Raw genomic sequence first — 22,908 nt, 5'->3', positions numbered from 1 at the left:
GCTTTGCGCGTGGGCTTGGGCCATTGTGCCCGGCATGCGCTCCGACACAGCGATCCACAAGCAGATCCCGGCGACGAGCCTTCCCCTCACAATCTGGATTTCTCTCCGACGATGAATGATTTCGCGTCCCTTCCCTACCGTCCCTGCGTCGGTGTCATGCTGGTCAATTCCGATGGAAAGGTCTTCGTCGGCAAGCGAATCGACACCAAGGAAGGCGACTGGTGGCAAATGCCCCAGGGCGGCGTCGATGATGGCGAAGACCTGAAGGACGCGGCGCTGCGCGAACTTTGGGAAGAAACCGGCGTGACCGAGCGGGATGTGACCGTCCTGTCCCGCACGCGCGAGGAACTGCTGTACGATCTGCCGGACGAACTGATCGGCAAGCTGTGGAAGGGCAAGTACCGCGGCCAGCGCCAGACCTGGTTCCTGCTGCGCTTCGAGGGCAGCGACGACAATGTCGATCTGGACGCCCACAAACCGGCCGAATTCAACGACTGGAAATGGGTTGAGGCCGAACAGCTGCCCGACCTGATCATCCCCTTCAAGAAGCGCGTCTATCGTGCCGTGCTGGAAGAGTTCCGCGCGCTGATCTGAGGCGTGCTTGCGCCAAGCCCTTCGACAAGCTCAGGGCGAGCGGGGCTTGGCAATACTTCGCAGCTCAGGATGAGCGGATTACACAACATCCGCTCATCCTGAGCTTGTCGAAGGATCGAAGGATCAGTTTTCCGAAACCACCGGCTTGGGCGCAACCGCATCGGCGCTGACCATGCGCGGCGTGCCGATCTTGGAAATCTCGGCCGCAAGCTGCTGCGTTTCCGCGCAATCCTTGCCGCAAAGCGTCAGCAGGCGGGCAAGATTGCGGCCGGCCTTGTCGGTCGCGCCCTTTTCGGCGAGCGCGATCCCTTCGCCGGCGATCGCTTCCAGATTGCGCGGGTCCGAAACCAGCGCCACGCGGTAATAGTGCAAAGCCTTGCCCTGCAGGCCCTGGCGGCGCGTGGCGTCTGCCAGCGCGAGCAGAACCGACACATTGCCGGGGGCGATCGTCAGCGCCGCTTCATAAGAGTCGATAGCCGCATTGATGTCGCCCGAAGCAACGGCGGCATGACCTTCGCCCAGCAGATTGGCCGCGCGCGGATCCATCGGCGCGACAGGCTGCGAGAGGATCGCGCTGGAAGAGACGGCAACAACGAGAGAAAGGGCAATGGCAACAGGCGTGTAACGCATCAACAGGTCCTTGGCCGAGGGCTTGGTCCTCATCATAACGCCCGACGCTATCACAGCCGATGAAAGCGTGCGACGAAAAAGCCGTCGGTCCCATCGTGCCAAGGCGAAAGGCGCAGTCCCTCCCCGCGCGGCGTTCCAGCGGGCAGCACCGGCGTTTCCGCGCCCCAGTCGGAATGGCGGCGCAGGAACCCCGCCGCCTGATCGGCGCCTTCTTCGTCCAGCAACGAACAGGTGACGAAAACCAGCCGTCCGCCCGGTCGCACCAGTTCCGCCGCCACGTCCAGCAGGCGCGACTGGATTGCCGCATAGCGTGCCAATTGCGCTTCGGTCAGCCGCCAGCGCGCCTCCGGATTGCGGCGCCAGGTGCCGGTGCCCGAACAGGGCGCATCGACCAGCACAGCGTCCGCCGCCCCGGCAAAGCGCTGCAGCGCCTGCGCTTCCTTGTTGGGATTGAGCAACACGGTTTCGATTGCCGTGGCCCCGGCGCGCTCCGCTCGCGGCGCAAGGCGCGAAAGGCGCGCACGGTCGGTATCGGCGGCGATCAGCGTGCCGCTGTTTTCCATCGCCGCTGCCAGCGCGAGCGTCTTGCCCCCTGCCCCGGCGCAAAGGTCTATCACCGTCTCGCCCGGCCGTGCGGCCACGGCTTCGCAGGTCAGCTGCGATCCGGTGTCCTGCACTTCGATCGCGCCGTGAACATAGGCGTCAGACTGTTCGATGCTGGTTTCGGGCGGATAGCGCCAGCCATGCGCGGCCACGGACCGCTCACCGCCCTCGGGCAGGTCGAGCCGTCCGGTACGCAGGGTGTTGACGCGAATGTCCAGCGGGGCGCGGTCCAGCAGCGCCATGGCATCGGTTTCGGAAACCGCGCTGGCCGCGAAACGCTCGACCAGCCAATGCGGGGCAAGGCCAGCCTCCGCCACCGGCTCACCGGGAACGATCGTCGCGGGAGAGTGCCCGGTGCCGTCGAACAGCGCGGCAAGCTCCGGATCTTCGGCGGCGATGCGCAGCATGGCCGCACGGCCGGTTTCCGGCACTTCGCCGCAGGCCCGGATCGCGCGATAGGTCAGTTCACGAACCGCGCGCCGGTCTTTGCTGCCGGCGAAGCGGCGGGTGCGGAACCAGTCCCCGATCAGCCGGTCGGCAGGCGCACCATTGGCGCGCGCCGCCGCGATCACCAGGTCCAGAACCTCGATCGCCGCCTGTACGCGCGCACCCGGCGTCATGCCCCTGCCCTACCCGCGTGCGATCAGCGCGAGGGGTAGTTCGGTGCCTCACGCGTGATGGTCACGTCGTGGACATGGCTCTCGCGCAGGCCGGCATTGGTGATGCGCACGAACTGCGCGCCCTTGCGCAGATCCTCGATCGTGGCCGAACCGGTATAGCCCATGGCCGCCTTCACACCGCCGACAAGCTGGTGGATGACGTCCTTGGCCGGGCCCTTGTAAGCGACCTGACCTTCGATGCCTTCGGGAACCAGCTTCATCTGGTCCTTGATGTCGCCCTGGAAGTAGCGGTCGGCCGAACCCCGGCCCATCGCACCCACCGAGCCCATGCCGCGGTACGACTTGTAGGCGCGGCCCTGGTAGAGGAAGGTCTCGCCCGGCGCTTCTTCGGTACCGGCCAGCATCGATCCGACCATGATCGTCGATGCACCGGCGGCCAGCGCCTTGGCAGCGTCGCCCGAAGTGCGCAGACCGCCATCGGCGATCACCGGCACGCCCGACTTGTCGGCCTCTTCGGCAGCTTCCATGATGGCGGTCAGCTGCGGCACGCCGACGCCGGCGACGATGCGCGTGGTGCAGATCGAGCCCGGCCCGATGCCCACCTTCACGCAATCCGCACCCGCATCGATCAGCGCGCGCGCCGCTTCGGCGGTGGCGATGTTGCCGGCAATGACTTGTGCCGAGTTCGACAGCTTCTTCACGCGCTCGACCGCGAGCGCCACGTCCTTGTTGTGGCCGTGGGCGGTATCGATGACGACGACGTCGCACTCGGCAGCCAGCAGCGCCTCGGTACGGGCGAAGCCCTTGTCGCCCACGGTGGTCGCGGCGGCGACGCGCAGGCGGCCGGCGGCGTCCTTGGTGGCGTCCGGATAAGTGACGGCCTTTTCGATGTCCTTCACGGTGATCAGGCCGACGCAGCGGAAATCGTTATCGACCACCAGCAGCTTCTCGATCCGGCGGGCGTGCAGCAGGCGGCGCGCCTCTTCCTGATCGACGCCCAGCTTCACGGTGGCCAGGTTTTCATGCGTCATCAGCTCACGCACCGGCTGCGCCGGGTTGGCAGCGAAGCGCACGTCACGGTTGGTGAGGATGCCGACCAGCTTGCCCGAATTCTCAACCACCGGGATGCCGCTGATCTTGTTGGCCAGCATGATCGCCTGCGCCTCACCCAGCGTGGCGTCCGGGCTGATCGTGATCGGGTTGACCACCATGCCGCTTTCGAAGCGCTTCACGGCGCGGACAGCGGCACACTGTTCCTCGATCGTGAGGTTGCGGTGCAGGACGCCGATGCCGCCCAGCTGGGCCATGACGATCGCCATGTCCGCTTCGGTCACGGTATCCATGGCCGAGGAGATGACCGGGATGTTGAGGGAAATGTCGCGCGTAAGGCGCGTGCGGGTATCGGCCTGGGTGGGGACGATATCGGACTTGGCGGGACGCAGCAGTACGTCGTCGAAAGTAAGTCCGAGGGGAATGTCCATGTGCGCCACCATTATCTTGTCGGGGGAGAATCGTGGCGGCCCATGTAATCAAAGGGTGGCGCCAGTGCTAGCCCCCAATTTGCCCGCCGCGCCTCATTTTCCGGTCGGTGGAACCGGGCTGGATGCCGGCGCCGGCACGGGTGGCGCGGTGCCCTTCGGCAGACTGCTGACGGCGCTGGCCGGCACCTTGCGCAGATCGGCAAACCAGCGGCCAAGTGTCGAAAGAAGCTTAACATCGTCCACCGCGCCGCCCAGTTCCAGCGGATGTGCCATGTGCACCAGATCGTCGCTGGGCCGGTGGTAGTCACTATCGAAAAAGGCGCGCATCCGCGTCATGTCGCCGTAAGCGGTAGACACGAGCACCGCCGGAATATCGTGCTGCGCCAGTGCCCAACCGTCCTGCCGGCGCACGTAATCGTTCGCCTCGTCACTGTTGACCACCTTGAACTTCTCGGCCTTGGCGACTTTGACGATCGCGGCGTCCAGCCCCGTCATCCCGCGCCCGACGATGGCGAACGGCGTGCCGTGCGGGGCGATGGCATTCGAATCAATGTTGAAGGCCGCCACGATCTGCCGCAACGGCAGCGGCGGGTTCTCCGCAAAGGCATGGGCGCCCAGCAGGCCCAGTTCCTCCCCGGTGGTGGCAAGGAAATAGACGTCGCGGTCCAACTGCGGCCCGCGCGAGAGGCGGCGGGCGACTTCGGTGAGCGAGGCGACGCCGCTGGCATTGTCTATCGCGCCGTTGCAGATCACGTCCTCAGCCGGCGGCGCGCCGCACTCTCCGAAATGGTCCCAGTGCGCCAGGAACAGCACCGCGCCGGTTTCCGGGCGGCGGCCGGGCAGCTTGCCGATCAGGTTGTGGGTGCGGATCGTGGTTTCGCGGGTGGTCGCCTCCATCGAGGCGGTCAGGTCCAGCGGGACCGGCGCGAAATCGGGCTTCTCGGCCAGCTTCTCCAAACCGACCAGCGTCTGCCCGGTGCCCTTCAGCAACACGGTCATCGCATCGCGGGTGATGAAGGCTTCCAGATCGCCGCCCAGCGAATCGTTGGACAGCGCATAGCCCGAACGCTTCCGCCGCGCCGCTACCTGATCAAGGCTACGATCACCGTCCAGCACCGTCAGCACGGCAGAGGCGCCCATTTCCAGAAGCTGGTTCTGGCGTTCGCTATCCGGCGTGTTCCCGTCCAGCACCACGGCGATGCGGCCTGCGAGTTCGGTGCGCGAATAGTCGCGACCCCTGCCCTTGCCCACGAACAACAGCGGCACGCTGCGCACCAGACTGCGCTTGCCGGACGTGAGCACCAGTACGTCCTTGGGCGTCACCACTCTTCCCTTGCGCTGGAACTGCGCGGAAGATGTTGCCGGTTCGCGCGCGACCAGGGTTACGGGCGCAAACCATTCATGGCCGGGATCGTTGGTGCCGGACGTCAGCCCGATGTCGAACCACTGCTTGCCCAGATAGCGCAAGGTCTTCGCCTCGCCATCGGTGCCGGGTTCGCGGCCGTCGAAATCGTCGCTGGCTAGCACCGCGATCTGGGCGCGCAGACGGGCGGCGATTTCCTGATCCGCGCGGGACGCCGATGCCGAATGGGCGATTCCGGCGCCAAGCAGGGCGGCAGCCAAAGCCCCACCCAAAGCCACCGCTCCGGCCGTACGGGCCATGCTCGCCTTGAAACCCCTGTTCATCGTTCCGCACCCTATACGCGGGAATTGCCCGGGCGGTTAGCGAATCTCGCCCAGCCATCGGAAGCCACGCGATTTTTCCGGCCAGCGTGCCACAGGAACAACACGGTGCCTTTTCCATTGAACAGGACCGGGGCGGGCGATTACGCTCCCGCCTTGAGGGATCAGACACGAAGGGACACCGGACGGATGCGGCTCGACAGGTTCAACCCCGACAACATCCGCGTAACCCAAGGCGGCAGCCGCTTCCCCGGCGGTGGTGGCGGCAAGCTGGGATGCGGCACGCTGGTGATCGTGCTGATCGGCATGTTCGTCTTCGGCGTAGACCCCCAGCAGATGCTGGGCACGATCGAAAACGTGCAGCAGCAGAGCCCTCAACAGGGCACGCCTGTCCAGCAGGGCGAACAGCAAGACCCGGTCAAGATCTGCGGCCAGAACGAGTATGCCCTGGAAGCCTGCAACGCGCTCAGTTCGCTGAACCAGACGTGGGAACCGCTGTTCAAGCAGGCCAACATCACCTTCGATCAGCCCGAACTCCACTTCTACAACGGCACCGACCGTTCCGGTTGCGGCGCTGCCCAGGCCGCAATGGGGCCGTTCTATTGCCCGGCCGATCAGGGCATTTACATCGACACCAGCTTCTATGACGAACTGGAGCGCAAGCTGGGCGCCAAGGGTGATTTCGCCCGCTATTACGTGGTCGCGCATGAATACGGGCACCATGTGCAGCACCTGCTCGGCCTCGATTCCAAGGTTCGGCAGGCGCAGCAGCAGAACCCGTCTCAGGCCAATGCCTTGCAAGTGCGGATGGAGCTTCAGGCAGACTGCTATGCCGGCGTCTGGGCAGGCAAGAACAAGGCAAGGATCGAGCCGGGCGACATGGAAGAAGGCATGACCGCCGCCAGCGCCATCGGCGACGATACGCTGATGAAGAATGCCGGTCAGCGCGTCAGCCCCGAAAGCTTCACCCACGGTTCCAGCGCCCAGCGCATGAAATGGCTGAAGCGCGGTCTGGACTCAGGGAACGAGGACGCATGCGATACGTTCTCCGACCTGTAAGCATCAGATATTCGGGCGGGTGCGACCGTTCGGGCGCCAGTCATGCGGTGCACTTCGCATGACGGGGTGAGGCACGCCTTCACGCTCTCGCGCACCTCTCCCGCATTCAGGAGATCATCATGCGCCGACTTTGGACTGCCGCTATCTTGACCGGCCTGCTGGCCGCCCCGCTGGCCACTGCGCCCGTCTCGGCAAAGCAGCGCCCGATCACCGATTCGGAGCCCAATGCCGTGGACATCGCCAAGACCCCGGCGACCGACCTGAACCTCGACAAGACCAAGATCCCGCCACTGCTGCAGGCGGCGACGCAGGAACCCTATACGCTGGTCGGCATCAAGACCTGCGCCCAGATATCCTCTGCCGTGCTGGCGCTGGACGATGTGCTGGGGCCGGACGCCGATCTGCCATCGGATCCCGGTGGTTCGATCAGCGCCGGACGCGTGGCAAAATGGGCCGTCGGCTCGCTGGTCCCGTTCCGCGGCCTGATCCGCGAGATATCGGGCGCCAACGCGCAAGACCGTGCCGTGCTCGCCGCGGTGCGCGCGGGCATAGCGCGGCGATCGTTCCTCAAGGGCGTGGGCCATGCCAAGGGCTGCAAGTATCCCGCATCGCCCGCAACGCCTGCGATCATCAAGGCGCACCTGCAGAGCTTACAGGAAAAGGATGGCAAGCGGGACGACAAGCCGCAGGAAAAGGACGGAAGCACCGCCTCCGTCCCCACCACGTCTACCCCCGTGGTCCAGAAAGTGCCCTGACCGCACTGACCGGCGGGCCTTAGAGTCCGTTTGAAAAATGCCCGCAGGGGCATTTTTGAGGCGGCACCGGCCCTCTCCCCCACCCTACCACCCGCAGGATACTACCGATGGGTGGTAGGGTGGGGGCGAGGGCCGGTGCCGCAAAATTCGCGTTTCGCGAATTTTCAAACGGTCTCTTACAGCCCCGCCCAAATCAGTCGTTCCAGGAATTGTCCACTTCGGCGCGGGCCCGATCGGCCTCGGCGCGCGCACGGTCGGCCTCGGCACGGGCCTTCACCATCTCCGCATCGAGGTCCGCCATGATCTCATTGCGCAGTTCGGCCGAGAGGTGACGATTCGCCGCAACCGCGGTGCGGGCGTCAGCCACGGCCCGCACGGATGCTTCGATCGCCTCCTTCGGCACCCCGGTGCAGATCACCGTGGATGTGCCGCTCCTGCCAGAACGCTCCTCGCTGCGAGCGCGGTCCGCCGGACAACGGCTGTCTATCCGCATTTCGCGGTAGCTGCGCGATCCATCCGCGTCACGGGTAACGATGCGGATCGTCTGAACCTTGCCGTCGGCTGAGGTGCTCTGCTTCACTTCGGGCACGCCGCGCATCGCCTGCGCGACGCTGGCCTGGACGCTGCGGGCAATCGCGCGATTGAGCGAGACCGATGCAGGCGGCTCGGGCGGTTGCGGCGGGGCCGGCGGCACGGGCGCTGCGGCGACCTGCGGCGCAGCCGGAGCCTCCGGCGCTGCCGGAGCCGGGGGCGCCATCGGTGCGCCCTGGGCCGCATCGGGCCAGGCCGTATCAGGATCAGTCGCATCGGGATCCACCGCACGGATCGCCGGAACCGCAGGCGCGGCGGGCACGGCCGGGCCGGAAGGGACCGCCGGCACGTTCGGCGCTTCGGGTGCCTCCTCCATGGCGGCATAGGTAACGGTGGCGGTAAACGGCACCGAGACGACGGCCAGCGCGAACAGGCTCCGCGCGGCAACCCGGCGGGCAGGCGAGACTTCGGCGCGGCCCAGCGCCTTCAACCGCTGGATGATCGGCTTGTCCCCCGCCAGGGTGCCCGCCATCGGCGCGGCCAGCGTCAGCCGCGTGCTGGCCGCAAAGCTGGCGATCAGCCGGCCGTAACGGGCCCGCATCTCGCGCCCGCAGCCCGCCATGACGCGTGCGTCGCAAGCGGCCTCCTGATCGGCTCGCAGCGCGCGCCAGGCGGCCCAGCCCAGCGGGTTGAACCAGTGCAGCGCGAACAGCGGCTGCAGCGCCATGATCGCCAGCAGATCGTTGCCGGCATGGTGCTCCAACTCGTGCGCGATGGCGAAATCGGACGATTCGGAGTCCACCGTGGCCAGGAAGCCTTCGGGCAGTGCCACGCACTTCTCGAACACACCGAAGGCCAGCGGCGCAGCGGCCGCCGGGCTTTCGTAGATGCGCACCTCTCCGGAGCGGGCGACAAGCCGCGCATCGCGCAGGATCTCGCGCCGCATCAGTTGATAGTTCCAGGTGCGCCACGCCAGGAAAACCACCGCGCCGCCCAGCCAGACCGCCACCAGCAGCGCCATCCACGGAACGTGCGCGAAGAGGCCCGGATCGGCGAGCGCAGGCACGCTATCGGCCGCCACCGGTATGGCGGCGTCATGCGCGGCGAGTGGAACTTCGCCGACCGCCTGCGCCGGCATCGTCAGCGGCACCGCGGCGGCGGTGATCGGCTCCACATCGAAGGAAAACTCGGGAACCACCCCGCGCGGCAGGGCCAGCGGGGGAAGGATCAGCCGGATCATCGGCAGCGCCCAAAGCGCATAGGCCGCCGCCGGGCCGAACATGCGGGCCACCGGGCGGCGAACGAAGAGGATCAGCGTCATCAGCACGCCCGTCATCACAAGCGTATCGGCAAGCCACTCGATCATGACCTCAACTCCTTCAGGAGGGCCTCGATTTCGGCAATGTCATCTTCGGTCAGCGCATCGGACTCGGCAAGATGCGCGAAAAGCGGCGCGGCGCGGCCACCGAACAGACGGTCGACCAGACGGCGGCTTTCGGTGCCGACATAGGATTCGCGGGCGATGCGCGGGGTATAGAGGAAGCGCTTGCCGTCGGGCTCGGTGGCGACCGCCTGCTTGGCGACCAGACGCGAGAGCAGCGTCTTTACGGTGGCGAGGCTCCAGCCGCGCGGTTCGCAAACCTTTTCGCAGACTTCGGCGGCGGTGAGCGGGCTACGCTCCCACAAAGCCTCCATCACGGCATGTTCCGCTTCCGAAATCCGTTCCGGCGTGTCGGGCTCTTCGGCCACGGCTTCCTCCATCGTTTACACACGTAATCGACTACGTTTGTAAACATGAACGCCAGATGAATGCAATCACGTGCCTTCGGTCAGGATGCCGATCATCACGGCGGCGCCTAGCAGCACCAGAAAGGCATTGAACGTGACCAGAAGCGCAGCGGGCAGACGCGGCGTATCCGTCTCCGGCGGCGGCGCGACCGGCCGCAACTGGCGCCAGATACCAGCGATGAAACTGAACTCTGCAAACAGCAGCAGCATCATCGTCGTCACCATCACCAGCCACTCGCTGACCAGTCCCTGCAACAAGGCGCGCGCGCCGATGCCGGAAGCCAGCGCGCCCAACCCGGTGCGCACCCAGGCCGCGTAAGTGCGTTCTGCGGCCAGGATCGTGCGGTCGGCCGCCAGTACCGTGCGCCGGTCCGCCGTGTCCGCCTGTTTCTCGACATTCTCGGCAACGCGGCGCGCATCCTTGGCGATTTCGCCGGCAAGCGCGCGCTTGCCCTCGTCCTGCCCGCCGTCCTTTTGATCGGGATCCTCGCTCATCGTCGATCTCCCGCTCCGTGTGGATCAGCCGCCCGCCTTGCCCAGCTTGCGCAGGTCCAGCGCGACGGCAATCATGAACACGCCGCGCATGAAGAAGCTGATCGCCACGATGATCGCCAGAAAGCCGGTGGCGGTCGGTACGCTGGAGGTCAGCAGAAGCACGCCCAGCACCACGTCCAGCACGCCCATGAACAGGCGCCAGGCCTTGTCGTTCCGCGCCTTCAGCGCAAAGGCGATCTCGAACCCGCCGGAGATCAGCAGCCATGCGCCGATCGCCCAGACCAGCGTGACCGCCCCGGCGAGCGGGTTGAACAGCACGTAGAGCCCGGCGATCAGCCCGATGGCGCCCAGCAGGATTTCCGTCCAGCGCGCGCGCTTCGACATAGAGTGGAAACCGGCGGCGATCCCGGCCACGCCATAGACGCACAGCATGAAGCCGATCATGAACCCGGTGGCGAAAGTGGCGACCAGCGGGTTGGCGATGACGATGACCGCAACCGCGATGAGCAGCAGCCCATAAGCCAGCACCCAGCCCCAGGCGAGCGGCGGCGTGCCGAGATAAGGAGGGGCCAGAGGATCGGCAAAAGCACTTGGGTCGGTGTGTGAGGTCGTCATGCAATCGACTCCTGTTCCCGTGCAATGTTGCCCAAGTAATGCGACGGAGCGGTTTCGGTTGCAATGCAATTGGTTGGAAGGCCGTCTAGGGATTTTCCCGGTGACATCCCCCTGAAACGAAGAAGGGCGGCACATCGCATTGATGCACCGCCCTTCCCGTTATTTATGCCGAAGCCGTATCAGTACACGCGCGCCTTGGGCTTGATATACTGCGCATCATCGGTGAGCGTGTATTCGTGAACCGGGCGGTAATCGAGACGGATTTCGCCGCCCTTGCCGCCCCAGCCGTTGAACCAGCCCACGGTGTGCTTCATCCAGTTCGCATCGTCGCGGTTCGGGAAATCCTCGTGCGCATGGGCGCCGCGGCTTTCCTTGCGCGCCTGGGCGCCGTGCAGCGTGACCGAGGCCTGCGAGATCAGGTTGTCCAGCTCCATGGTCTCGACCAGGTCCGAGTTCCAGATCAGGCCGCGGTCGGTAACCTTGACGTCCTGGAAGCGCTCGTAGGTCTTGGCGAGCTTTTCCTTGCCTTCGACCATGAGTTCATCGGTGCGGAACACGGCGGCGTGGGCCGACATGGTGCGCTGCATCTCGGTGCGGACTTCGGCCGTCGGCGTGCTGCCGTTGGCGTTGCGGAAGTGGTCGAGGCGGGTCAGCGCGAGGTCGGCCGAATCCTTCGGCAGTTCCTGCTGCGCCGCGCCCGGCTTGACGATTTCCTTGAGGCGGTGGCCGGTCGCGCGGCCGAACACCACGAGGTCGATCAGCGAGTTCGAGCCAAGGCGGTTGGCGCCGTGGACCGAGACGCAAGCCGCCTCACCCACCGCGAACAGGCCCGGCACCACAGTGTCCGGATTGCCATCCGGGCCGATGGTGACGACTTCGCCGTGATAGTTACAGGGGATGCCGCCCATGTTGTAGTGCACGGTCGGGACGACCGGCAGCGGCTGGCGGGTAAGGTCCACGCCGGCGAAGATCTTGCCGCTTTCGGTGATGCCCGGCAGACGCTCGCCCAGCACCTTGGGATCGATGTGATCGAGGTGCAGGTAGATGTGGTCCTTGTGCGGGCCAACGCCGCGGCCTTCGCGGATTTCCAGCGCCATCGAGCGCGAGACGACGTCGCGGCTTGCAAGGTCCTTCGCGGAAGGCGCGTAACGCTCCATGAAGCGCTCGCCCTCGGAGTTGGTGAGGTAGCCGCCCTCGCCGCGCGCGCCTTCGGTGATCAGCACGCCCGCGCCGTAGATGCCGGTGGGGTGGAACTGCACGAATTCCATGTCCTGCAGGGGCAGGCCGGCGCGCAGGACCATGCCGCCGCCGTCGCCGGTGCAGGTATGGGCCGAAGTGGCGGTGAAGTAGCTGCGGCCATAGCCGCCGGTCGCCAGCACCACGGCCTGCGAGCGGAAGCGGTGGATCGAACCGTCATCCATGCAGAGCGCGATCACGCCGACGCACTTGCCGCCGTCCATGATCAGGTCGATGGCGAAGTATTCGATGAAGAAGTCCGCGTCGTACTTCAGCGACTGCTGGTAGAGCGCGTGCAGCATGGCGTGGCCGGTACGGTCCGCGGCGGCGCAAGTGCGCTGCACCGGCGGGCCTTCGCCCATGTTCTGCATGTGGCCGCCGAACGGGCGCTGATAGATCGTACCGTCGGCATTGCGGCTGAAGGGCACGCCGGCGTGCTCCAGCTCGTAAACCGCCGCCGGGGCTTCGCGCACCATGTATTCGATGGCGTCCTGATCGCCCAGCCAGTCCGACCCCTTGACGGTGTCGTACATGTGCCAGGTCCAGTGGTCCGGCGTGTTGTTGCACAGCGAGGCGGCGATGCCGCCCTGCGCCGCGACGGTGTGCGAGCGGGTGGGGAAGACCTTGGTGATGCACGCGGTCTTCAGACCGGCTTCGGCCGAGCCCATGGTGGCGCGCAGACCCGAGCCACCGGCGCCGACGACGACGGTGTCATAGGTATGATCGATAATCTTGTAGGCAGGGGCGGACATTATGCGTGTGCTCCCAGCGCGAGGCGAACGATGCAGAAGACGCCGAAGGCGATGCCACCGCAGGCGGCAAGGTTCAGCGCCGCGATGCAGGCGAACTTGTTGGCATGTTCGTGCACATAGTCCTCGACCAGCACCTGCAGGCCGATGCGGGCGTGCCAGAACGTGGTGACGACCAGCAGGATCATCGCCACGGCCGGAACCGGGCGGACCAGCCATTCGACGACCGAGGCATAGCTCAGGTCAGGCAGGAAAAGGAGCGAGACGGCGAGGAAGATGCCGGTCAGCAGGTTGCCGATCGCGGTGAAGCGCTGCAGCAGCCAGTGATGAACGCCGGTCTTGGCAGAGCCGAGGCCGCGCACGCGGCCGATGGAAGTTCCGTTACCCATGTTCCGTCCCTCAGCGAAGCAGCAGGATCGCCCAAAAGGCGACAGTGACGAGCACACCCATGACCGGGGCGAGGATCGAGAAGGTCTTGTTGGCCTTCAGTTCGAAACCGGCACCGATATCGAGCACGAAGTGGCGCAGGCCGCTCATCATGTGCGTAAAGAACGCCCAGGAAATGCCGACCAGCACGACATAACCCGGAATCGAGGTCATGCACTTGGTGAGCTGCGCGTAAGCTGCGGGTCCGCTGGCCAGCGCCCCGAGCCACCACAGCAGCAGGCCCAGGCCGGCGAATGCCATGCCATCGCCCGTCACGCGGTGCAGAATCGAGACGAACATGTGTGGGCCCCAACGCCAGATCTGGAGATGGGGCGAAAGCGGACGGTTCCTGGTGCCGTCTTTGGCCATGGCTCTTTCGAATCCCTTTTGCCTTTTAGCAGCCCCTGAGGCTGCCCCTGTCGAGAAGTCCCCTTAGACAAATCGCGGCTTGGCGCAAGTTCCGCGAAGCACATCGCGAATGCATCGCACACAAGCGTCTTTTCGGTCGATACATCGGTCGGGTCGCCCGGACCGTCCTGCGCGTGCCCGGGTCAGGGCCCCGTGCCACTGGCCTTGGCGGCGCGCCCGGCCTAAAGCGCAGCCTTATGAATCGCCTGCCGAACATCCTCGCCCCGGCCCTGCTGCTGGCCGCCTGCTCCGCCGCACCCGGTGCCGCGGCCCCGTCGCCAGAAAGCGCCAGCGAAGCGGGCCAGCCTGCGCCCGGCCCCGATGCGGCGCGACTCGTCACTGCCTGCAAGGGGCGCGACGGCTGGGCGGACGCCGCACCGCCCGCGCGGCTTTTCGGCAATACCTGGTATGTCGGCACTTGCGGCATCACCGCGATCCTGATTACCGGCAAACAGGGCCATGTGCTGATCGACGGCGGCGTACCGGCAGCCGCGCCGCTGGTTCTGGCCAATATCAAGGCGGCGGGCTTCAACCCCAAGGACGTGCGCTGGATCCTTTCCACGCATGAGCATTTCGACCATGCCGGCGCCCTCGCCGCGATCCAGCGCGAAACCGGCGCGCGCGTCGCCGCCATGCCCGCCGCCGCACAAGTGCTGGAAAGCGGCAAGGCCGATGCCGCCGATCCGCAGTTCGGCCAGCTCGACGCCTTCCCGCCCGTCCATGTCGACAAGCGGCTGACCGATGGCGAGACGCTGACGCTGGGCGCGATCACCCTCACCGCGCACTCCACCCCGGCCCATGCCGCCGGATCGACAAGCTGGACATGGCGATCCTGCGACGATGCAGGCAAGTGCCTGACCATCGCCTATGCCGACAGCGTCAGCGCGATCTCGGTCAAGGGCTACCGCTTCACCGACCATCCCGAGCGCATCGCCGCCGTCCGCAAGGGCTATGCGCGAATCGCCGATCTTCCCTGCGACCTGCTGGTCTCCCCGCATCCCGGCGCGAGCGATCTTTTCGCGCGCCTTGCGGGCACGGCCCCGCTGGTCGACCCCACCGCGTGCCGCACATATACGGCCGCCGCCACCACCCGCTTCGACCAGCGCCTTGCCGAAGAGGCCGCGCCCGAAGCGAAGGAGACCCATTCGTGAGCTGGAAAATTACCGCCTTCGCCCCGCGCGCCGTGATCGAGGGCGCGCTCGTCGCCCATGAGGACGCTTTCGACTGGGATCCGGAGATCGTCATTTCCGGCAGCGAGATCGCCGAGGACAAACCGGACGACTGGCAACTGGAAGCCTGGATGGAGCAAAAGCCGGGCGAGGCGGAGAAGGACGCCCTCACCGCGCTGTTCACCGGCGACGTGCCCACCTTCGTGATCGAGGAACTGCCCGAGACCGACTGGCTCGTCACCAGCCAGGAAGGCCTTGAGCCGATCCGCGCCGGGCGCTTCTACGTCCATACGCCGGAATACCCGCCGCTGAACGAACCGGGCGTGACCGACTTCGTGATCCCCGCCAGCCAGGCCTTCGGCACCGGCCAGCACGCCACCACGGCGGGCTGCCTGGAAATGCTGACCTACATGAAGTCGCGCGGGATCATCATCCGCAACCATGCCGATATCGGCACCGGCACCGGGTTGCTGGCCTTCGCGGCGATGACGCTCTGGCCACGCGCCCGCGCCACGGCGAGCGACATCGACGCGGTCTGCGCCACGGTGGTGGCCGACAATGCCGATGCCAACGGCGTGCCGCTGGGCGGCCGCCCCGGCGAACTGGTGATGACCATCGCCGATGGCATGGACGCGCCTTTGCTCGACGTGCGCGGGCCTTATGACCTGATCATGGCGAACATTCTGGCCGGGCCGCTCGTCAGTCTGGCGCCGGATTTCGCCAAGTCTTTGACGCCGGGCGGCCATCTGTTGCTGGCGGGGCTGCTGGAAACGCAGGAAGCATCGGTGCGCCGCGCCTGCCGCCGGGCAGGGCTGCGGCTGGTCGCGCGGCTGGTCAAGGGCGACTGGTCGATCCTCTGGATGCGCGCGCGCCGGTTCTGAGAGTCTGTTTGGAAATTCGCGGAGGGCGAATTTCACGGCACCGGCCCACTCCGAAGATGCCCTCATTGGCATCTTCCAAACCGTCTCTGAATTTTGTTATCTCTTGCCGGGTCGCTCAGGCTGGCCCGGCAAGCCTCTCAGGCGCGGCGCAGTTCCAGCCCCGGGCCTTGCGGGCCAAGCCGCATGATCCCCATCAGGTCCGCCGCGATCGGCGCGTCGAATGCGAAGCCGGCGCGATCCTCCACCACCCAGCGCACCGTCCCGGTCACGCGCGGACTGCCGGCCAGCGACAGCACCAGCCGCACGCCCTTTTCCAGCAGATTGCGCTCGACGACGAGCTGGCACCCCTCTGGCGAGACGTGCTTCGCAAGTGCAATCGCATAGGGGGAAAGCCCGAGGGCCACGTTCACTTCTCCATGCCGAACGGCTCGAACCGCTTGATAGGGAAGTGTAATTAAGAGAGGTAAACGCCTCGTTAATATCTGTGCAACTTTTCTGACGTAAAAATACTCAATTCTTACAGTAACTTACCTAGAATCGTCGAATTGAAAATTAACCATGTTCAGTAAGTCGGAATTAGGGATTACAAACAAGAATTAGACCTCAAGGGGGGCTGGTAACAACAGCTCATGAGGCCAAACATGCTTCGTACCGAACTCGACCGCCCTGCGGTTGTCGTGGGACCCCTGGGTGAAGCTCTCGACCGCAAGAGCCTGCCGCCGCGCGATACCCTACGCTGGGTTGCGCGCCGAAAGGCTGAGGTCGTTGCTGCCGTCAATGGGGGCCTGTTGACGATCGCCGAGGCCTGCGAACGCTACGATCTCACGCTCGAGGAACTTGCCTCGTGGCAACGCGCTGTGGAGCGCGAAGGAATGGCAGGGCTGCGCGCCACCCGCGTGCAGCACTACCGACAGGTGCACGAACGCCAGTCCCGTTTCTCCTGAGCGGGCTGGTGCTGCGGCACCCTCGCCGGAAGGACAGGTGTGTCCCCTCCCGGCGTTGACCAATGGGCCCGGTCCGAGAACCGGCGGCCGATACTGCGACCCGTCAGCCGGCGGCTTCGACGATCCGGGCCCATTCAGCTTCATCGATGACCCTGATGCCAAGGTCCGCCGCCTTCTTCAGCTTCGAACCGGCACCCGGCCCGGCAACCAGAATGTCGGTCTTGGCCGAGATCGAGCCCGCAGCCTTGGCGCCCAACCGCTCGGCCTGCGCCTTGGCCTCGTCGCGGCTCATCGTTTCCAGCTTGCCGGTGAAGACCACGGTCTTGCCCGCGACCTCGCTCTCCACCGTTTCCACCACGTAAGGCGGCGGCGCGACTTCCGAGAGGATGTCGTCCCACACCGCGCGGTTGTGGTCTTCATGGAAAAAGTCGCCCAGCGCCTCCACCACGGCCGGGCCGATGCCGTCGATCGACAGCAATTCCTGAAGAGATAACTCGTCGCCTCCACGCGCCTCCTGAGCACACTTTCGCAGCGCGCCCATATCCTCGAACCGCTTCAGCAGATCGCGCGCGGTCACCGCGCCGACATGACGGATGCCAAGCCCGAACAGCAGGCGCGCGGCATCGGGCTGGCGCTTGTTTTCCACCGCTGCCAACAGATTATCCACAGACTTGTCTTTCCACCCGTCCAGCGCGAGGATTTCCTCTCGGCGCTTGCGCAGGCGGAAGATATCGGCCGGGCTTTCCAGCCAGCCCTTGGCGAAGAATTCGTCGATGGTCTTCTCACCCAGCCCCTCGATATCGAGGGCGGCGCGGCTTACGAAGTGCTTCAGGCGCTCGGTCCGCTGCGCCGGGCAGATCAGCCCGCCGGTGCAGCGCACATCGACCTCGCCCTCCTCGGCCACGGCTTCGGAGCCGCATTCCGGGCAGTGATCGGGGAACGCGAAGGCATCGCGCTCCACTTCACGGCTCAGGTTGTCGACGATCTGCGGGATTACGTCGCCCGCGCGCTGCAGCACCACGGTATCGCCGGGACGCACGCCCAGACGGCCGATCTCGTCGCGGTTGTGCAGCGTGACGTTGGTGACGGTGACGCCGCCCACCAGAACCGGCTTCAGGCGCCCCACCGGCGTCAGCTTGCCGGTGCGGCCGACCTGAATGTCGATCGATTCCAGCGTCGTTTCCGCCCGCTCGGCCGGGAACTTGTGCGCCAAGCCCCAGCGCGGTGCCTTGGCCACGAAGCCGAGACGCTGCTGCCAGTCGAGCCGGTCGATCTTGTAGACCACGCCATCGATCTCGAACGGCAGATCGGGCCGCCCATCGCGGATCGCGCGGTAGGCCGTGAGCATTTCCTCGACCGAATGGCAGAGCCGGAACTGCGGCGAGACCGGCAGGCCCCAGCTTTCGATGCGGCGGATCACTTCGTGCTGGCTCGCCCCCGGCACGTGACTGGCCGCGCCCCAGCCATGCGCCCAGAAGCGCAGCGGACGCTTGGCCGTGACCGCCGCGTCCTTCTGGCGCAGCGATCCGGCCGCGGCATTGCGCGGGTTGGCGAACTGGCGAACTTTGCTCTCGTCGAACGCCTCGCCCTTCTCCTCGGCCAAAGCACGCGCTTCGGCCATCAAAGTCTCGTTGAGCGCGTGGAAGGCGCCCTTCTCCATGTAGACTTCGCCGCGCACCTCGAAGACCTCGGGGATATCCTCGCCCTTCAGCTCCTGCACGATGTCGGCAATGTGAGCGACGTTCGGCGTCACGTCCTCACCCACCTGCCCGTCGCCGCGCGTGGCGGCGCGCACCAGCTTGCCGTTCTCGTAGCGCAGCGAGCAGGAGAGACCGTCGATCTTGTCCTCCGCCGTCACCATCACGGGCTCCTCGGCGGAGAGCGACAGAAAACGGCGCACGCGGCCGACGAAGTCTGCCACTTCCTCATCGCTGAACGCGTTGTCGAGGCTCATCATCCGAACCTCGTGCCGCACTTTCCCCAGCGGCGAGGCGGCGACATCGTGGCCAACCTTGTTGGTGGGCGAATCGGGGCGGATCAGATGCGGGAACGCCGCTTCCAGTTCGGCATTGCGGCGCACCAGCGCGTCGTATTCGGCATCCGCGATCTCCGGCGCGTCCTCGGCATGGTAGAGCCGGTTGGCGCGGTTGATCTGGCGCGCCAGACGCATGAGTTCATTGGCGGCTTCGGCCTCATTCGGAAACAGATCGGGAGTGTCGGTCATGGGTTCAGCCTATGCCGCAAGCGCCCGCCAGACGGCAAGGCGGGGCGATCGGGACAGCTTACACGGTCCACCGGAAAAGCCGCCACAAGAAGCCTTCGCTTGACTCATTTCGACGTTTAGCTAATCATCGCATCATGAGTCAGGTGTTCAAAGCCCTCTCCGATCCTACCCGCCGCCGCGTGCTGCAATTGCTGCGCAAGGGGCCGATGAGCGCGGGCGAGATCAGCAATCAGTTCGACGTTTCCAAGCCCACCATGTCCGCACACTTCACGGTGCTGAAGGAAGCCGATCTGGTCCATGCCGAAAAGTCCGGCAAATCGGTGATCTATCACCTCAAGCTCTCGGTACTGGAAGAAGCGCTGCTGGGCTTCGTCCATTCCTTCGGCGGCAACGTCGAAGCGCCGGAAATCCGAAAGGAAGCCGCACGATGACACGCGATGGGAAAGTGGATCTCTACGGCAACCTCGCCTGGGGCGGCCTGATCCTTGCGCTGGCCCTCGGCGCCAGTCTTGCCCGCAAGCTGGGCTATTTGGATGCGGACACCGTCACCCGCCTGGTGATCGGCGCCAATGGGCTGATGATCGCCTGGAACGGCAACCGGATGCCCAAGACATTCGTCCCCCACGCGCAGGCGCGGCAAGCCCGGCGAGTGGCGGGCTGGTCGCTGGCGCTGAGCGGGCTGATCTACTCTGGCCTGTTCATCTTCGCGCCGATCCGGGTGGCGGCATGGGGCGGTGCCGCTGCCGTCGTGACCGGGATCATCGTAACGCTGGGCTATTGCCTTTCGCTGCGCGGCAAGGGCCAGACGAACAACCGCACGAGCGGCTAGAGCGTTTTCTAATCAGGTGGAATCACCTGATGACGCGGAAAACGCGGAAAACCACAAACTTAGAGCAGCTGATCCGATGCAATCGGATCGGAAACTGCTCTAGCGATCGGGGCGCGCACCGCCCGACGGTGCGCGCCCACAACCGTCATTCGCTCACAGTCACATCCACGCGGCGCGCTTGCGCATTGGTGTCACCGGTGCCGGTGGTATCGGCCGGCTTGATCATCTTGATCGACGCAGCCGGGATTCCGGTATCCACCAGCGCCTTGCTGACTTCCTCGGCGCGCCGCTTCGATAGCGCGGCATTGGCAGCGGGATCGCCGGTAGGGTCGTTATATCCCGATACGGCCACGTAGGAACCGGGGTGCGTATCGATATAATCCTTCACGCTGCCGGCCGCAGTGGACAGGTCCTTGGTAACGTCGGACTTGCCCACGGCGAAGAACACCCGCAGCACCGGACGGCCGTTCGCCACTTCGCTGACCATGCCGGAACCCGTGGGGATTTCCACTGCCGGCGTGGGTTCGACCATCGCCGTCGTCGGTTCGGTAACGACGGTTGTCGCTTCCTTGTGGGCGCAGGAGCGCAAGGCCCAGATCAGCGCCAGAATGGCCAGCAAGATCAGCAGGAGCGGCCACCACTTGGCCATCCCGCCGGACGCGGCGCGCACCGGCTCCTCGTAATGCGGCGTTGCCGTTTGCGGACCCAGCAGACCCGATACGCCCGGCGGCAAGGCAGCGGCGATCGACGCCCTCTCTCCATTCAGCAGCGTGGTCACTTCCGGCAGCGACGGCGTGGAGCCCAGCATCTTGCCGATCCCGCCCGCCGCGAACAGTCCGCCGACGCCCAGCAGCGAGCGTACGCTCTGCGGAGCAATCGCGAAGCGATCCGCCAGCGTGTTCACCACACCGCCGAAGTTGGAACCGAACAGATCCACAAAGCCACCGGCATGTTGGGCCAGCGAGGTATCCGCACTCAATCGATCGGTGACGGAGGCCTGATTGTCCAGCGGGTTGCCGCCGACAAGCGCGGTCTTGATCATGCTGAGCACGCCGCCGCCACTCCCGGCAGCGATGCGACCTGACATTGCCGCGAGGATCACGGGAACGATCCCGCCCAGGGCGCTGCTGGTGGCCTGTGGGCTTTCACCCAGTTTCGCCGCCAGATTATCGACAGTGCCGGGCGCAATGGCCCCGCGAATGGTGTCGAGTAGAGACATTTCCTTCTCCTCTTTCGGCACCCCCCATTCCAAGAACCACAGACGTCAGACCGACAAATAACCCATGGCACTAAGTGGGAATATCTATCGGCGCCAATTGAGCAATTGGTAGTTATACCGATCAGAGACGATCTTTATGTGCAAAATTACACACTTTCATTTAAAACAATGAACCGAAGATCTGGAAATTTAACCTGTATCGCGAACTACATAACGCGATATTCCCGCCGTCTTTGACGACCAGGAATTCAAGTCAAACAAAACCGGCGGTTACGCGCGTTCCAGTAGCCGGTTCGCTTGCGCCCTTGCCTCTTCAGTCACTTCCGCGCCGGAGAGCATGCGGGCGATCTCTTCCTGCCGTTCCGCATTGCTGAGCGGCGTCACCGAGGTGCGCGTCACCGTGCCTTGCGAGGATTTGGCGATCATGAAGTGCCGATCCCCGCGCGCGGCGACTTGCGGGCTGTGGGTCACGGCAAGCAATTGGCCGCCCTGCCCGCTGCCATTCGCCAGCCTTGCAAGGCGTTCGCCGATGGCATCCGCCACCGCGCCGCCGACGCCGCGGTCGATTTCGTCGAAAATCACCGTCGCCGCGCCGCCCTCTTCCGCCAGCGCCACCTTGAGCGCGAGGATGAAGCGCGACAATTCGCCGCCCGAGGCGATCTTGGCGAGCGGCGCGAAGTCTGCGCCGGGGTTGGTGCTGATGAGAAATTCCACCAAATCCATGCCGTGCGCGCCCCAGCGTTCCTCCGGCAGTTTCAACACCGAAGTTTGGAACCGCGCGGCATCCAGCTTCAGCGGCGCGAGTTCGGCGGCAACGGCCTTGTCCAGCCGCTTGGCGGCGGAGCGGCGCAAATCATGCAGCGCCTCTGCCTGCTGGCGATAGACCAGCGCCGCCTTCTGCGCAGTGGCCTCCAGCGCGGCGACATGCCCTTCGCCGCCCTCGATCGCGTCCAGCGCCTCGCGCATTTCGCGCATCTTTTCGGGCAGATCGTCGACCGCGCACATGTGCTTGCGGGCGGCGGCGCGCAAATCGAACAGGCGGGTTTCGATGCGGTCCAGTTCGTTGGGATCGAAAGCCAGCGCCTCGGCCGCGCGTTCCAGCTTTTCCTCGGCCTCTCCCGCCTCGATCAGCGCGCGGTCGAGCGCGCCCAGGGCGTCGGCCAGCAGCGGATGCTCGCCGGCGATGCGGTCCAGCCGGCGCGCTGCGCCGCGCAGGTTCGCCAGCGCCGAATCGGATCCGGTCCAGAGGTGTTGCAGGGCCGAAAGATCATCGGCCAGCTTCTCGCCCTTCTGCATGTCCGCGCGGGCATGGGCGAGTTGCTCTTCCTCACCCTCTTCCGGCGACAGGGCGCTGAGTTCGGCCAGATGCGCAAGCAGCAGGTCCTGATCCTCGGCCGCCTTGGCCACTTGCGCGCGGGCGGCGTCCAGCGCGCTCTGCGCCGTGCGCCAGGTCTTCCATGCGGCCTCCACACCGGCCACGTCGCCACCGGCGAAACGGTCCAGCAGCGCGCGGTGGCCCTTGGGGTTCACCAGCCCGCGATCATCGTGCTGACCGTGGATTTCGACGAGAACCGGCGCGATTTCGCGCAGTAGAGAGACGCTGACCGGCTGATCGTTCAGAAACGCGCGGCTGCCGCCATCGGCGCGCAGTTGACGTTTCAGGATCAGCGGTTCGCCGGGTTCGATCTCAAGATCGGCCTCGTCCAGCACCGTGCGCACGGTGGAGGGCAGCGCCGAAAACTCGAAACTGGCGGTGACGCTGGCGCGATCTTCGCCCGCGCGGACGAGTCCGCTGTCGGCGCGGTTGCCGATGACGAGGCCCAGCGCGTCCAGCAGGATCGACTTGCCCGCGCCGGTTTCACCGGTGAGGACGCCGAGCCCACGCGCGAAATCGAGATCCAGCGCCTCGATCAGGACGATATTGCGGATGGCGAGCCGTGTCAGCATGTTCGCGTTGCGTTCTAGCGAA

At 65.7% G+C, this 22,908-nt stretch carries 23 protein-coding genes; 8 read left to right on the top strand and 15 right to left on the bottom strand.

Features of this window, described 5'->3' with window-relative positions; translation table 11 throughout:
- Nucleotides 1–111: 111 nt before the first annotated feature.
- Nucleotides 112–594 (top strand): RNA pyrophosphohydrolase, encoded by a 483-nt coding sequence (locus ACZ1JV_RS14485; RefSeq protein ID WP_465152098.1) that lies wholly within the window; start codon nucleotides 112–114, stop codon nucleotides 592–594.
- A 123-nt stretch (nucleotides 595–717) separates the two neighbouring features.
- On the opposite strand, the gene ACZ1JV_RS14480 is transcribed toward ACZ1JV_RS14485, so the two are convergent.
- From ACZ1JV_RS14480 to ACZ1JV_RS14465, 4 genes are all read right to left on the bottom strand, one after another.
- Nucleotides 718–1,260 carry a tetratricopeptide repeat protein gene (locus ACZ1JV_RS14480; protein ID WP_465152097.1) on the bottom strand — a complete coding sequence of 181 codons (543 nt, stop codon included), beginning with the start codon at nucleotides 1,258–1,260 and terminating at the stop codon, nucleotides 718–720.
- Nucleotides 1,261–1,274: 14 nt separating this feature from the next.
- Entirely contained in the window at nucleotides 1,275–2,447 is a 1,173-nt protein-coding gene (locus tag ACZ1JV_RS14475) for an RsmB/NOP family class I SAM-dependent RNA methyltransferase (RefSeq protein WP_465152096.1), read from the bottom strand.
- A gap of 23 nt (nucleotides 2,448–2,470) precedes the next feature.
- Nucleotides 2,471–3,928, bottom strand: a complete 1,458-nt coding sequence (gene guaB, locus ACZ1JV_RS14470) for an IMP dehydrogenase (RefSeq protein ID WP_465137807.1) — start codon at nucleotides 3,926–3,928, stop codon at nucleotides 2,471–2,473.
- Nucleotides 3,929–4,021: 93 nt separating this feature from the next.
- Entirely contained in the window at nucleotides 4,022–5,614 is a 1,593-nt protein-coding gene (locus ACZ1JV_RS14465; protein ID WP_465152095.1) for a M28 family peptidase, read from the bottom strand.
- Between the two features lie 186 nt (nucleotides 5,615–5,800).
- Here ACZ1JV_RS14465 and ypfJ point away from each other — a divergent pair, with 186 nt between their 5' ends.
- Nucleotides 5,801–6,670 carry a KPN_02809 family neutral zinc metallopeptidase gene (gene ypfJ / locus ACZ1JV_RS14460; protein WP_465137805.1) on the top strand — a complete coding sequence of 290 codons (870 nt, stop codon included), beginning with the start codon at nucleotides 5,801–5,803 and terminating at the stop codon, nucleotides 6,668–6,670.
- Between the two features lie 119 nt (nucleotides 6,671–6,789).
- Nucleotides 6,790–7,425: a hypothetical protein gene (locus ACZ1JV_RS14455; protein WP_465137804.1), complete on the top strand. Its 636-nt coding sequence runs from the start codon at nucleotides 6,790–6,792 to the stop codon at nucleotides 7,423–7,425.
- Between the two features lie 193 nt (nucleotides 7,426–7,618).
- On the opposite strand, the gene ACZ1JV_RS14450 is transcribed toward ACZ1JV_RS14455, so the two are convergent.
- The 7 genes from ACZ1JV_RS14450 to sdhC form a co-directional block, all read right to left on the bottom strand.
- Nucleotides 7,619–9,322, bottom strand: coding sequence for a M56 family metallopeptidase (locus ACZ1JV_RS14450; RefSeq protein WP_465152094.1), 1,704 nt, complete (start codon nucleotides 9,320–9,322; stop codon nucleotides 7,619–7,621).
- Complete coding sequence (locus ACZ1JV_RS14445; protein WP_465137802.1) at nucleotides 9,319–9,717, bottom strand: BlaI/MecI/CopY family transcriptional regulator; 399 nt, start codon at nucleotides 9,715–9,717, stop codon at nucleotides 9,319–9,321. The genes ACZ1JV_RS14450 and ACZ1JV_RS14445 overlap by 4 nt, the downstream gene beginning before the upstream one ends.
- 54 nt (nucleotides 9,718–9,771) lie before the next feature.
- Complete coding sequence (locus ACZ1JV_RS14440; protein WP_465152093.1) at nucleotides 9,772–10,239, bottom strand: YidH family protein; 468 nt, start codon at nucleotides 10,237–10,239, stop codon at nucleotides 9,772–9,774.
- Nucleotides 10,240–10,263: 24 nt separating this feature from the next.
- Entirely contained in the window at nucleotides 10,264–10,854 is a 591-nt protein-coding gene (locus ACZ1JV_RS14435; protein ID WP_465152092.1) for an HdeD family acid-resistance protein, read from the bottom strand.
- 179 nt (nucleotides 10,855–11,033) lie between these two features.
- A complete protein-coding gene (gene sdhA / locus ACZ1JV_RS14430; protein ID WP_465137799.1) occupies nucleotides 11,034–12,842 on the bottom strand; it encodes a succinate dehydrogenase flavoprotein subunit in 1,809 nt (602 codons plus the stop codon).
- Complete coding sequence (gene sdhD / locus ACZ1JV_RS14425; RefSeq protein WP_465137798.1) at nucleotides 12,842–13,228, bottom strand: succinate dehydrogenase, hydrophobic membrane anchor protein; 387 nt, start codon at nucleotides 13,226–13,228, stop codon at nucleotides 12,842–12,844. The genes sdhA and sdhD overlap by 1 nt, the downstream gene beginning before the upstream one ends.
- A gap of 10 nt (nucleotides 13,229–13,238) precedes the next feature.
- A complete protein-coding gene (gene sdhC / locus ACZ1JV_RS14420) occupies nucleotides 13,239–13,634 on the bottom strand; it encodes a succinate dehydrogenase, cytochrome b556 subunit (RefSeq protein WP_465137797.1) in 396 nt (131 codons plus the stop codon).
- 236 nt (nucleotides 13,635–13,870) lie between these two features.
- Here sdhC and bla point away from each other — a divergent pair, with 236 nt between their 5' ends.
- Together bla and ACZ1JV_RS14410 are read left to right on the top strand one after the other, a co-directional pair.
- A complete protein-coding gene (gene bla, locus ACZ1JV_RS14415) occupies nucleotides 13,871–14,824 on the top strand; it encodes a subclass B3 metallo-beta-lactamase (protein ID WP_465152091.1) in 954 nt (317 codons plus the stop codon).
- A complete protein-coding gene (locus ACZ1JV_RS14410; RefSeq protein ID WP_465152090.1) occupies nucleotides 14,821–15,723 on the top strand; it encodes a 50S ribosomal protein L11 methyltransferase in 903 nt (300 codons plus the stop codon). The genes bla and ACZ1JV_RS14410 overlap by 4 nt, the downstream gene beginning before the upstream one ends.
- A gap of 137 nt (nucleotides 15,724–15,860) precedes the next feature.
- Here the strand turns inward: ACZ1JV_RS14410 and ACZ1JV_RS14405 are convergent, their stop codons facing one another.
- Nucleotides 15,861–16,127, bottom strand: a complete 267-nt coding sequence (locus ACZ1JV_RS14405; RefSeq protein ID WP_465137794.1) for a PilZ domain-containing protein — start codon at nucleotides 16,125–16,127, stop codon at nucleotides 15,861–15,863.
- Nucleotides 16,128–16,364: 237 nt separating this feature from the next.
- On the opposite strand from ACZ1JV_RS14405, the gene sciP reads away from it, so the two are divergent.
- Nucleotides 16,365–16,667 (top strand): CtrA inhibitor SciP, encoded by a 303-nt coding sequence (gene sciP, locus ACZ1JV_RS14400; protein WP_465152089.1) that lies wholly within the window; start codon nucleotides 16,365–16,367, stop codon nucleotides 16,665–16,667.
- Between the two features lie 103 nt (nucleotides 16,668–16,770).
- Here sciP and ligA read toward each other — a convergent pair whose 3' ends face one another.
- Nucleotides 16,771–18,891, bottom strand: a complete 2,121-nt coding sequence (gene ligA, locus ACZ1JV_RS14395; RefSeq protein WP_465152088.1) for an NAD-dependent DNA ligase LigA — start codon at nucleotides 18,889–18,891, stop codon at nucleotides 16,771–16,773.
- 134 nt (nucleotides 18,892–19,025) lie between these two features.
- Here ligA and ACZ1JV_RS14390 point away from each other — a divergent pair, with 134 nt between their 5' ends.
- Both ACZ1JV_RS14390 and ACZ1JV_RS14385 read left to right on the top strand, forming a co-directional pair.
- Complete coding sequence (locus tag ACZ1JV_RS14390; protein ID WP_465152087.1) at nucleotides 19,026–19,322, top strand: autorepressor SdpR family transcription factor; 297 nt, start codon at nucleotides 19,026–19,028, stop codon at nucleotides 19,320–19,322.
- Nucleotides 19,319–19,720: an ammonium transporter gene (locus ACZ1JV_RS14385; protein ID WP_465152086.1), complete on the top strand. Its 402-nt coding sequence runs from the start codon at nucleotides 19,319–19,321 to the stop codon at nucleotides 19,718–19,720. Before ACZ1JV_RS14390 ends, ACZ1JV_RS14385 begins: the two co-directional genes overlap by 4 nt.
- Before the next feature lie 145 nt (nucleotides 19,721–19,865).
- Here ACZ1JV_RS14385 and ACZ1JV_RS14380 read toward each other — a convergent pair whose 3' ends face one another.
- On the bottom strand, nucleotides 19,866–20,939 hold the full coding sequence (locus tag ACZ1JV_RS14380; RefSeq protein WP_465152085.1) for an OmpA family protein: 1,074 nt from the start codon (nucleotides 20,937–20,939) through the stop codon (nucleotides 19,866–19,868).
- A 270-nt stretch (nucleotides 20,940–21,209) separates the two neighbouring features.
- Nucleotides 21,210–22,886, bottom strand: a complete 1,677-nt coding sequence (gene recN, locus ACZ1JV_RS14375) for a DNA repair protein RecN (protein WP_465152084.1) — start codon at nucleotides 22,884–22,886, stop codon at nucleotides 21,210–21,212.
- Nucleotides 22,887–22,908: the final 22 nt, after the last annotated feature.

The sequence above is a fragment of the Novosphingobium sp. BL-S-19 genome, from assembly GCF_055521675.1.
This window is presented reverse-complemented; position numbering and strand designations above follow the sequence as displayed.

What these genes read in the sequence shown, in the direction of transcription:
- sdhA (WP_465137799.1), bottom strand. Translation starts at nt 12,842, where the DNA reads ATGTCCGCCCCTGCCTACAAGATTATCGATCATACCTATGACACCGTC.
- ypfJ (WP_465137805.1), top strand. Translation starts at nt 5,801, where the DNA reads ATGCGGCTCGACAGGTTCAACCCCGACAACATCCGCGTAACCCAAGGC.
- guaB (WP_465137807.1), bottom strand. Translation starts at nt 3,928, where the DNA reads ATGGACATTCCCCTCGGACTTACTTTCGACGACGTACTGCTGCGTCCC.
- ligA (WP_465152088.1), bottom strand. Translation starts at nt 18,891, where the DNA reads ATGACCGACACTCCCGATCTGTTTCCGAATGAGGCCGAAGCCGCCAAT.
- ACZ1JV_RS14445 (WP_465137802.1), bottom strand. Translation starts at nt 9,717, where the DNA reads ATGGAGGAAGCCGTGGCCGAAGAGCCCGACACGCCGGAACGGATTTCG.
- ACZ1JV_RS14480 (WP_465152097.1), bottom strand. Translation starts at nt 1,260, where the DNA reads ATGATGAGGACCAAGCCCTCGGCCAAGGACCTGTTGATGCGTTACACG.
- ACZ1JV_RS14390 (WP_465152087.1), top strand. Translation starts at nt 19,026, where the DNA reads ATGAGTCAGGTGTTCAAAGCCCTCTCCGATCCTACCCGCCGCCGCGTG.
- ACZ1JV_RS14385 (WP_465152086.1), top strand. Translation starts at nt 19,319, where the DNA reads ATGACACGCGATGGGAAAGTGGATCTCTACGGCAACCTCGCCTGGGGC.
- ACZ1JV_RS14435 (WP_465152092.1), bottom strand. Translation starts at nt 10,854, where the DNA reads ATGACGACCTCACACACCGACCCAAGTGCTTTTGCCGATCCTCTGGCC.
- ACZ1JV_RS14440 (WP_465152093.1), bottom strand. Translation starts at nt 10,239, where the DNA reads ATGAGCGAGGATCCCGATCAAAAGGACGGCGGGCAGGACGAGGGCAAG.
- ACZ1JV_RS14465 (WP_465152095.1), bottom strand. Translation starts at nt 5,614, where the DNA reads ATGAACAGGGGTTTCAAGGCGAGCATGGCCCGTACGGCCGGAGCGGTG.
- bla (WP_465152091.1), top strand. Translation starts at nt 13,871, where the DNA reads ATGAATCGCCTGCCGAACATCCTCGCCCCGGCCCTGCTGCTGGCCGCC.
- ACZ1JV_RS14455 (WP_465137804.1), top strand. Translation starts at nt 6,790, where the DNA reads ATGCGCCGACTTTGGACTGCCGCTATCTTGACCGGCCTGCTGGCCGCC.
- sdhD (WP_465137798.1), bottom strand. Translation starts at nt 13,228, where the DNA reads ATGGGTAACGGAACTTCCATCGGCCGCGTGCGCGGCCTCGGCTCTGCC.
- ACZ1JV_RS14380 (WP_465152085.1), bottom strand. Translation starts at nt 20,939, where the DNA reads ATGTCTCTACTCGACACCATTCGCGGGGCCATTGCGCCCGGCACTGTC.
- sciP (WP_465152089.1), top strand. Translation starts at nt 16,365, where the DNA reads ATGCTTCGTACCGAACTCGACCGCCCTGCGGTTGTCGTGGGACCCCTG.
- ACZ1JV_RS14450 (WP_465152094.1), bottom strand. Translation starts at nt 9,322, where the DNA reads ATGATCGAGTGGCTTGCCGATACGCTTGTGATGACGGGCGTGCTGATG.
- ACZ1JV_RS14485 (WP_465152098.1), top strand. Translation starts at nt 112, where the DNA reads ATGAATGATTTCGCGTCCCTTCCCTACCGTCCCTGCGTCGGTGTCATG.
- sdhC (WP_465137797.1), bottom strand. Translation starts at nt 13,634, where the DNA reads ATGGCCAAAGACGGCACCAGGAACCGTCCGCTTTCGCCCCATCTCCAG.
- recN (WP_465152084.1), bottom strand. Translation starts at nt 22,886, where the DNA reads ATGCTGACACGGCTCGCCATCCGCAATATCGTCCTGATCGAGGCGCTG.
- ACZ1JV_RS14475 (WP_465152096.1), bottom strand. Translation starts at nt 2,447, where the DNA reads ATGACGCCGGGTGCGCGCGTACAGGCGGCGATCGAGGTTCTGGACCTG.